The sequence below is a fragment of the Rhodococcus sp. KBW08 genome, assembly GCF_003852455.1.
In the GTDB taxonomy this organism is placed as follows: Bacteria; Actinomycetota; Actinomycetes; order Mycobacteriales; family Mycobacteriaceae; genus Rhodococcus_F; species Rhodococcus_F baikonurensis.
The window spans coordinates 1-10,521 of record NZ_QAJJ01000033.1; the positions used below are offsets into that span (position 1 = coordinate 1).

At 62.1% G+C, this 10,521-nt stretch carries 5 protein-coding genes; 3 read left to right on the plus strand and 2 right to left on the minus strand.

The genetic code is table 11. The features are described 5' to 3' along the window. The coding region (locus DBV08_RS30560; RefSeq protein ID WP_260395819.1) for a non-ribosomal peptide synthetase at positions 1–5,221 on the minus strand (5,221 nt) is incomplete at its 3' end. Positions 5,222–5,523: 302 nt separating this feature from the next. Between DBV08_RS30560 and DBV08_RS30565 the strand changes: the two genes are divergently transcribed. The 3 genes from DBV08_RS30565 to DBV08_RS30575 are packed head-to-tail and all read left to right on the plus strand — an operon-like array spanning position 5,524 to position 10,006. Further along, a complete protein-coding gene (locus DBV08_RS30565; RefSeq protein WP_124569868.1) occupies positions 5,524–6,348 on the plus strand; it encodes a xanthine dehydrogenase family protein subunit M in 825 nt (274 codons plus the stop codon). After that, entirely contained in the window at positions 6,345–9,038 is a 2,694-nt protein-coding gene (locus DBV08_RS30570; RefSeq protein ID WP_124569869.1) for a molybdopterin-dependent oxidoreductase, read from the plus strand. Before DBV08_RS30565 ends, DBV08_RS30570 begins: the two co-directional genes overlap by 4 nt. Further along, on the plus strand, positions 9,035–10,006 hold the full coding sequence (locus DBV08_RS30575) for an antibiotic biosynthesis monooxygenase (RefSeq protein WP_020969775.1): 972 nt from the start codon (positions 9,035–9,037) through the stop codon (positions 10,004–10,006). The genes DBV08_RS30570 and DBV08_RS30575 overlap by 4 nt, the downstream gene beginning before the upstream one ends. Before the next feature lie 85 nt (positions 10,007–10,091). On the opposite strand, the gene DBV08_RS30580 is transcribed toward DBV08_RS30575, so the two are convergent. Beyond that, positions 10,092–10,521 (minus strand): HNH endonuclease signature motif containing protein (locus DBV08_RS30580; RefSeq protein WP_148090800.1); only part of this gene is annotated, 430 nt, incomplete at its 5' end.

The following is a 10,521-nucleotide window of genomic DNA, read 5'->3' on the forward strand; positions in this document are numbered from 1 at the left end:
CACCCACCACCAACCCACGTTCGGAAGCGCCCAGAATCTCCGTATCACCCACTGGAGCAGTTGGATTCGAGACAAACGACCGGAGTAGACGGACGAAACGCTCCCCGAACTCGGTAACTGTGGTGCGCTCGAAGATATCGGTGGCATAGGTGAAAGCGGCGTCGAAACCCAAGGGGCTGCCGTCCTTGCCACGCTGCTCGGAGAGCGACAATTGCAATTCGAATTTGGCAACACCGATGTCGACTGAAACAACATCGACACCGAGTCCGGGTAGTTCGAGGTGAGGATCTGCGGTGTTCTGGAATTCCAACAGAACCTGGAAGAGCGGTGAATGAGATGACGAACGCTCCGGCGCAACAGCATCGACGACGCGCTCGAACGGCACCTCGATTTGCCCGAACGCTGCCAGATCAACGTCGCGAGTTCGTGAAAGGATCTCCTCGAAAGTCGCGGCGGGATCAACGACGGTTCGCAGGACGACCGTGTTGGCGAACATCCCGACCACATCGTCGAGGACCCGCTCGGTGCGCCCTCCTACCGGAGTGCCGATCGCGACATCCGGCGAGGCGCTCAGCCGTGCCAACAGGATCGCCAGCACTGCGTGCATCACCATGAACGGTGTCGTGTTGTGGCTCCGAGCGAGTTCGAGGAGGTCACTGTGCACGTCTGCGGGCACCGAGAATCGGACCGATTCACCGAGCATGGATCGTGCCGCGGGCCTCGGTCGATCCAGCGGAAGGTCGATCACGGCAGGTAGACCGGACAGGGTGGACGTCCAATAGTCCAACTGCTTCGCCTCGAGATTGTCCGGATCGTCGTCACTGCCGAGCAGTTCGATCTGCCATTGGCTGTAGTCGGCGTACTGCACAGGCAAAGGCGGCCAGTCCGGTGTCCGCTTCGCTGCTCGCGCGGCGTAGGCGCGGGTCAGGTCGCGGGCCAGCGGCTCGAGCGATGCTCCATCCGCTGAAATATGGTGAACCACCAACGCGAGGACGTGATCGGCCGGAGTGATTCTGAAAAGAGACCCGCGCAGGGGCACGTTCGCGCTCACGTCGAACCCTTCGCGAGCCAGATCGGCGATGCGCCTGTCCAAGACTTCCTCGTCCACGGATACTTCCCACGCCATCTTCGACGTCACGCGTTCCGAAGGAACTACCACCTGATGTGGGCCGTCGACCGACGCCGGGTAGACGGTACGAAGCGATTCGTGTCGATCGAAAACATCACCCATCGCGAGCTGCAGCGCAGCCACATCCAACCCCCCTGACAGTCGGACCACCATCGGAATGTTGTAGGCCGGGGACGACGTGTCGAACTGATTGACGAACCACAGGCGTCGTTGCGCCGGAGACACCGGAATCTTGTCCCTGTGCGAATGTGCCTGCAGGATTGGACGCTTCGAACGCGAGGGATCAACGCCGGAGGACTTCGCGCCACGCACCTGGAGGGCCAATGATTCGACCGTCGGTGCTTCGAACAAAGTCCGCACCCCGAAATCGACTGCTTCAGCGGCGTTGACTCGTGCGATCAGCTTTGTGGCAATGAGTGAGTTCCCACCCAGCTCGAAGAAGTCGTCACCCGCACCCACCGTCTCGGCGCCTAGGACGTCGGCAAAAATCTCGGCCAGCAACAGTTCCTCGGCGCCCTCGGGCGGCCGAAAGTTGTCCGACCGAGCATCGAACAGAGGTGCCGGTAAGGCAGCGCGATCGACCTTTCCCGATGGAGTCACCGGCAACTCGTCGAGAAGAACAAAGGCCGCGGGAACCAAGTACGACGGCACACGACTCGCGGCGTACTGCGTCAGATCGGCCGTCGAGAGCGCACTTCCGCCGGCAGGTACGACGTACGTGGTGATCATCGTTGTCCCGGAGGGACCCGCACGCGCCACGGTGACTGCATTCTCGACCTGCGGACACAACTGCACGACTTTGTCGATTTCCCCGAGTTCGATACGGAATCCGCGAACTTTCACCTGGAAGTCGCTACGACCGACGTACTCGAGTGCACGGCCGCGGCGCCGGCGCACCAAGTCGCCCGTTCGATACATCCGCCGGCCTGGGAGACCGAACGGGTCGGCCACGAATCGTTCGGCCGTCAACGCATACTTCCGGTGGTATCCGCGTGCGAGCGCGTCTCCCGAGATGTACAGCTCGCCAACGACACCGTCGGGGACGGGGTGCAATCGCTGATCGAGCACGACCTCGTCGAATCCACGGAGCGGACCGCCCACTGTGATGTTCTCCGACGGCACCATAGGCTCGCCGATGTTCGACATGACGGTGGTCTCGGTCGGCCCATAGGCATTGCACAGCCGTCGGCCGGGAGCCCACCGCTGCACAAGATCCGGCGGACAGGCCTCACCACCGACCACCACATCACCGAAGTCCGAAAGGCCCTCGGGCGACGCTGTTCCGAGCGCCGCAGTAGTGATAAAACCGTGCGTGACACGCTGGGATTCGAGGAAGCGAGACAGCTCGTCACCGCCGTAGATCGTGCTCGGTGCAATCACCATGGTCGCTCCGGCACCGAAAGCCAGAAGATACTCGAAAATCGAGGCGTCGAAACTCGGGGTCGAGAAATGCAGCGTTCGCGCTTCCTGAGTCGCGCCGAACCTCGAACGCTGTTCGGCAGCAAGCGCTTCCAGTCCACAATGCGAGACCGTCACCCCCTTGGGGAGTCCGGTCGAACCCGAAGTGTAGATCACGTATGCGGGATTGTCGGGCCGGATCGGGTGCACCCGATCGACATCGGAGTCCGAGCGCACCGACAACCGCGCAAGTCGGCCACGGAACTCAGCGTCGTCGATCGCCAACCAGGAAATCGAATCCGGCAAACGATGAAGTTCCGCAACGACCGTCAACCCCAGTACGGCGCCGGAATCGGTCAGCATGAAGCGAACACGTTCACTCGGATAGGTCGGATCCACCGGCACGAATGCCGCGCCGGCTTTGGTCACCGCCAACATCGCGACAACCGATTCGATCGACCGCGTCAAACCCAGCGCCACACTGCTTTCCGGACCGATACCGCGGTCGATCAAGACTCGGGCCAACTTCGAGGAACGCTCGTCGAGGTCGCGATAGGTCAACTCGTCTTCGAGAAACGCGAGAGCCACGCCGTCGGGGTTTGTGCGTGCCGCACCGTCGAACAACTCGGCCAAGGTGCGAGGCGAAGCGCGAAGGTCACCGCGGACAGGCCTCATCGCGGATCGCTCGTCGTCGGACAAGATGTCGATGTCGCCGACGATCATTGCCGGATCTGTTGTGACGGATTCCAGGACGCGCGCGAATCGCAAACCGAGGCCGCGTATCGTCTCGGCGTCGAACAGGTCGGTGGCAAACGCGAGCGTCACCGTAATTCCGGACGGTGTATCCGCCTCGTCGAAGGTTTCGACAGCAGACACACCGAGATCGAAGCGGCCGATGTCGGGAGGGTACTCGTCAGCGCTGGCGACCAACTCGAACGTCACCTGTACAACCGGCGCATACGCAGGTACATCTTCTACCGCAAGCGACTGCACCACCTGCTCGAGCCGTATCTCTCTGTGCGCCTGCGCATTACTGTGGACCTCGACGACGCTGCCCAGGAGCGCCGTGAACGGCGTCTCCAGATCGATGCGACTCCGGACGGCGACGATGTTCGCGTCGGATCCCGTCGGCGTACCGATTACCACGTCCGAAGCACCGGACAAACGGCTCACCACAAGCGCAAAGCCTGTGTGCAGGACCGCGCGTGTGTCCGTCCCGAGATCACGTGCCATTTCTGTAATCCGCGTGTGAGTGTCGGCGGAGATCACGACCTCAACCTGTCCACTGTCCAACGATTGCGTTGCAGGCCTAGTTCGATCGAAGGGAAGTTGCAACAGTTCGGGCGCCCCGGTGAGCTGAAGTCTCCAATATTCGAGTTGCCGGATTTCGCGTTGTCGTCGCTCGCCCTCCCGTGCCGTCGGGCCGTGAATTTCTGCGAGTTCGGCACCGGGATCAGCCGCGATCAACTCTTCCAGCAAGCCGACAAAATTCCGGTGGTGCTCGCGTAAACCCCCCTCCTCGTAGCGGACCGGGTTTGCCCGGAAGTCGACACGCAGTCTGTCGCCGCTCGGATACAGGTTGACCAGAAGGTCTTCCACCGGACCGGAGGTGACGATGTGATACTCCCCAACTGCCTCGCCCAACTGCACCTCCTGCCGAAACATCATGACGTTGACCATGGGCCCGGAATACGAGGCTTCGCCATCCGGACCGCTCGTCACGCCGGCGTCCCGACGGATGTCGTCGAGGCTGCAGCGCTGGTGTCGCAATGCACCCATGAGCTCATGCTGAACCTGGGCGAGGAGTTCACCGACGGTATCGACGGCGGCGACTCTGATGAGCAACGGCGCGACGTTCACCATCATGCCGCCCGAGCCCCGCAACACCGCCGTGGTTCGTCCGGACATCGGAACATGAATCTGGACAGTCTCTTTCGCTGTCATCCGCGAGAGGTACAACGCGAGCGCAGCGATGACCGTTGCAGCGTGGTTCTCGGATTCGTAGAGAAGGGCACAGCTCCGGTCCGACATCAGTGTGCTTTCGAGTCGGCTCTCGATTTGCGCGGGTCCAGAAGCCTCCGCCAGGCAGGATCCGGCGACGGTGGTATTGCGCTCAGCCCAGTACTCCCGGTCGGCAGCGAATCGATCCGACATTCTGTACCGCTCGTCGATGTCGTACAGCGTGCGCAGGGTCGCGGCACGACTCGGCTGCGGATCCTCTCTCGCCGCCGAGGCCGAGTACCGATGCGCAATGCGGTTCATCATGGTCATGGCGCCGAAACCGTCGAGCGCGACATGATGAATGCGGCTGTACCACAGATAGTGCGCGTCGCCCACGCGCAGCACAGCGGTCTCGACGATTCCGTCGACGGCCAGGTCGAGCTGCGTCCGGCAATCTCGACGCATCCACTCGACCGCATCCGCGATCGGATCGGAGGACCGACGAAGGTCGACGAGACGGACGGTGATCTCGAATGTCTCGTCCACGTACTGCATCGGTTGACCGTCGACCTCGATCACTTTCAGCAACGGAGATTGAAACTCGTGTGCAACTGCTCGCGTTTCACGACCCAGTAGTTCGACGTCGAGTTCGCCGCGCAACTCGACGTAGTGCGCTATCAGAATGGGGACTTCGGGGTCGAGTTGTTGTGCGAACCACGTTGCCCGTTGCGCGGCCGAGAGCGGAAATCGCATCTCGGAAGAGTCTGTTCGTTCGACCTCGAAGGGTTTCACAATGCCCCGCCCCGCACGGTCTCCGCGGCCGCCGAGTGCGAAGCCGCGTCCGAATCCAACAGCGCGAGAGCAAGAGGCTGATCGCGCCTCTCAAGGAGTCGTACCCAGAATCGGTCGGCGCATGCACCGCCGACTGGTCGATGCCGCAGATGCGTATGTCCGTTCCGATCGACTGCCCGAAATGCACTAAAAGTGTGAATGTGCCCCGCCACCTCGGTAATGTCCCTCTCCTAGACGACACATCCCCCGAGGGGAGCAGGCGCATGGACATCACCACCATTACCGAAGTGATACGCCGACCACCGGATCGCCCAGGGGACGTGTGGCGCCCCGGCGATGCCTGGCTGGCCGGCGGAACCTGGCTGTTCTCAGCGGAACAACCCGACACACGTCGACTCGTCGACCTCACAGCACTCGGCTGGGCACCACTGGAGGTCGGCACGAGCCACTTCAGTGTCGGAGCTACGTGCACCGTTGCGGAGCTGTATGCGTTTGTGCCGCCGGATAATTGGCACGCAAGTCCACTGATTCGCGTCAGTTGCGAATACTTCCTCTCCTCGTTCAAGGTGTGGAATGCGGCCACGGTAGGTGGCAACATCTGTATGTCACTTCCCGCCGGGCCGATGATCACTCTGGCGGTTGCCCTCGAGGCGACGTTCACACTGTGGGCTGCCGACGGGACAGCGAGGACCGTCGACGCGTGCGACTTCGTGACCGGTGACCACCAGAACGTCCTGGAGCCGGGCGAAGTTCTTCGGAGCATCGAGTTCCCGGTGCACGCGCTCACCAAACAGCACGCCCACCGCCGATTCAGTCTCACTCACCTCGGACGGTCAACGATCTTCATGATCGCGACGCAGACTCCCGGCCTCCACGACTTTCACTTGACCATCACCGCTGGCACGACCCATCCGATCCGGCTGACGTTCGACACGATGCCGGACGAAGAGTCGCTGCGACGGGCCGTCGACGCCATCCCGGCCGAGAACTGGTTCAGCGATCCCAACGGAACCCCCGACCACCGCCTCCATCTGGCCCGTCACTACGCCGACGAGCTCCGAATCGAACTGACGGGGAGCCGGTCATGAGCTACACGGTGAACGAACGGACGTTCGACGAGGAACCGTTCCCCGGTCAGTGTCTGCGCACATTTCTTCGGCACCTCGGACACCACGGAGTGAAGAAGGGGTGCGACGGCGGTGACTGCGGGGCGTGCACCGTATGGCTCGACGGCGCACCGATCCACAGTTGCATCACACCCGCGTTTCGCGCCGACGGTCGCGACGTGACCACCATCGAGGGGCTCGGCACGCCCGAAGATCTCCACCCGATTCAGCAGCAGTTCCGGGACGCACCTGGCTTTCAGTGTGGGTTCTGCACCGCCGGAATGATCATGACCTCGGCCGCGCTCACCGACGCGCAGAAAGAAGACTTGCCGCGTGCACTCAAGGGAAACCTGTGCCGCTGCACCGGTTACCGATCCATCGAAGACGCGGTCAACGGTGTCAGCGCAATCGAGGTCGCCCTTCCCGGACAAGCAGTCGGAACAAGCGTAGGCGCGCCGGCGGCAACCGAGGTGGTCACCGGACGCGCCGAGTACACGATGGACACCGCGATCGACGGCATGCTGCACCTGAAGGTCCTGCACTCGCCTCACGCCCATGCACGCATCACCTCCATCGACACCAGCGAGGCGCTCGCCGTCCCTGGCGTCCACCGCGTCTACACCTGGAAAGACGTGCCGCGCAAGCTCTTCACAACGGCAATTCATACCGACCACCTTGTTGATCCGGACGACACGTACATCCTCGACAACGTCGTGCGGTTCGTGGGTCAGCGTGTAGTGGCCGTCCTCGCCGATTCCGTCGTCGCTGCGGAAGAAGGCCGTCGGAAGGTGAAGGTCGATTACGAGATCCTGCCTTCTGTGTTCGATCCGGAAAAGGCGATGGCCGACGGCGCTCCAGCCCTGCACGGATCCGACGATCCCTTTGTTCGAGATCCCGAGCACAACATCCTGCTCGAACTTCACGGTCATGTGGGCGACGTCGAGGCCGGGTTCGCCGAGGCCGACGTCATCCACGAAGGCACCTACTTCTCGCCGCGGGTTCAGCACGCGCACCTCGAGACGCACGGTTCGATCTCGTGGATGGAAGACGGACGCCTTCACGTTCGCACAAGTTCACAGTCCCCCTCCATCGCCAAGGTCAAACTCGCCCATCTCTTCGACCTCCGCCCGGATCAGCTACGCGTGTTCTGCAGACGCGTGGGCGGCGGGTTCGGCGGCAAACAGGAAGTGATCAGCGAAGATCTGGTGGCGCTCGCCACCCTGGACACCGGCCGTCCCGTCTGTCTCGAGTTCACCCGAGAAGAAGAGTTCACCACCGCGTCGCCGCGTCATCCGATGAAACTGACGATCAAGCTCGGAGCGAAGTCGGACGGGACTCTCACCGCCTTTCACTACCGAAACGTCTCGAACACCGGTGCATACGGAAATCACGGCGGAGAGACACTCTTTGCCGGCGGCGCGGCAGTCTCGCTCTATCGCTGCGTGAACAAGAAATTCGATGCGTATTCCGTCTACACCAACAATGTTCCGAGCGGCGCTCTGCGTGGGTACGGGATGACGCAACCGGCCTTTGCCGTGGAATCGGCCATGACCGAATTGGCCAACGCGCTGAACATGGATCCGCTCGAACTGCGTCGACGCAATATCGTCCGACCGGGCGATTCACTCGTCGCACTCGAAGACGGCCCCGACGACGTGATCTTCACCGAAGACGGCCTGGGGCAATGCATCGATCTGATCGATGCCGCGTTGAAGCGCAATCCGATTCCCTCGCTCGGAGACGAGTGGCTCATCGGGACCGGTACTGCCAGTTCACTACATGAGACCGCGCCACCCACCGAGCACATTTCCGAGGCCTGGCTCACCCTCGGCGAAGACTGTGTATACGAACTTGCCGTCGGTACAGTCGAATTCGGCGAGGGAACGTCTACCGCCCACGTACAGATCGCCGCGAATCAGCTGGGCACAACACCGTCACGCGTACGAATCATTCAGTCGGACACCGACCGAACCGGTTTCGACACAGGCGCTTTCGCCAGCGCAGGCCTGTTTGTAGCGGGGAACGCGGTACTTCGCGCGTCGAATGCGCTCCGTGATCGATTACTGGCCTTCGCCGCGCACCACACCGGTGTGTCGATTGACCAGTGCTCGATGGACGACGACAAGATCGTGTGCGGCAGTAACCGTGTGACTCTTCAGGAGATACTCGAGGCTGCACGTCCGCGCGGGATCCGCTTCACCGAGGCGCGGAAGGCTTACGGATCTCCGCGCAGCGTGGTGTCCAATACTCACGGCTTCCGGATCGCCGTCCACCGCGTCACCGGTGAGATCCGCATCCTCTACAGTGTCCAGGCAACCGACGCCGGGGTGATCATCAATCCGGCGCAGGTGCGGGGGCAGATCGAAGCGGGCGTCGCCCAGGGCATCGGCTTTGCCCTCACCGAGAACTTTCACGTGGACGAACACGGCGCGATGATGAACCCGAATCTACGTAACTACCGGATCCCGACCTATGCAGATGTTCCACGCACCGAGGTGATCCTCGTCGAGTCATCAGACTCCGTCGGCCCACTCCGCTCCAAAGGCATGGCAGAGTGCTGTATCAATCCGGTTGCCCCTGCGCTCGCGAACGCACTGCAGGACGCCACCGGGTCGCGATTCCGGTCGCTACCGCTCACACCTGAGCGCATCTACACAGGGCTGAACCGATGACCGCGAACACGTCGGCGGACAGCGCCGCGACGGTCATCATCGGCCAGCGAGTGCGTCCTGGGCTGGAGAAGGAATTCGAGGTCTGGCAGAAGGACCTCAACCGTGCGGCCGCAGACTACGCCGGCTTCCTCGGGGCGGAAATCGCAGCTCCGACGACCACCCAACCTGATTGGGTGATCGTGTACCGCTTCGACTCCATCGCTCATGTTCAGGCGTGGATCAACAGCGCGACACGGCAGGACTACCTCGAGGACGGCCGGCAGTACTTCGACGGACCGGCCACACAGCAAGTGGTGAGCGGCGGGATCAAGCCCCCGGACCCGCTGCTGACCGTGGTCGTGACGCACCGAGTCGGCGACGACAGCATCGACGAGTTCCTTGCCTGGCAAGACCGTCTTCGCGAGGTGGAAAGCGCGTTCGAAGGGTTTCGCGGCACCGAACTGTTCCGCCCCGTCGACGGCGTGCAGGACGAATGGACGCTGCTGTATCGCTTCGACAATGCGGCCCATCTCGACACGTGGCTGACTTCTCCTGAGCGACAACAACTCCTCGCCGAGGGCCGCAAGTTCCACGACTTCGAACTGCGCACTGTCGACAATTCGTTCGGCAGTTGGTTTGCCTTCGACGAGAACGGAAACGAGGCCCCTCCACCGTCGGAGACAAAAACCTCGATCGCCGTCTGGGTCGGCCTCTACCCGACTGTCGTCTTGCTTACTTTGGCCCTGTCACCGCTGAAGCTGCCACTCTGGCTGGGATTGTTGATCGGCAACCTGTTGTCGAGTTTCATCATGAGTTTCTTCACGATGCCGTACTACGTGAATCGACTCCTGCACCGCTGGCTGCGTCCACCTTCGGGGATTCCTGTCGCAAAAACCAACGCGCAAGGAGTGGCAATCGTCGCCGCGGTGACCTTGTTCTGGGTAGTCGTCTTCTATCTCGTGACCACTCAGTTCTGGTCGCTGCCGTGACTTGCCGGACCACCAGAATGCCAGCGCGAACCCCGGGGCATGACTCTTCCCCGGTGCACACGCTGGCATTTTCAGTTATGCCCGTTCACGCCGCGGTAGGTGGACTGTTCCCGCCGATCGGCTGCTGATACGGGTCGATCGACATCGGCGGATAGAACACCGACTTCCGATCCGGGCCTATCTCCACCCTCCACTCGGTGTGGTGCAACGTCCGATGATGATGACCGCACAACAAGATCAGATTGTCGAGATCCGTTGGGCCACCATCATTCCAGTGAACAATATGATGGGCATCGCACCACCCCGACGGAGTCCCACACCCTGGGAATGCGCACCCACCATCACGAACCGCCAACGCCCGCCGCTGCGGAACCGTCGCGGTTCTGGCTTCCTTGCCGCAGTCGAGCGGAACACCATTCTCGTCCGACAAGATCCGGGTGACCGTGCAGTCGCACGCCAGCATCCGTGCAGAGTCGATACTGATCGTACCTACCCAATCCGTCCACGCGAACCCG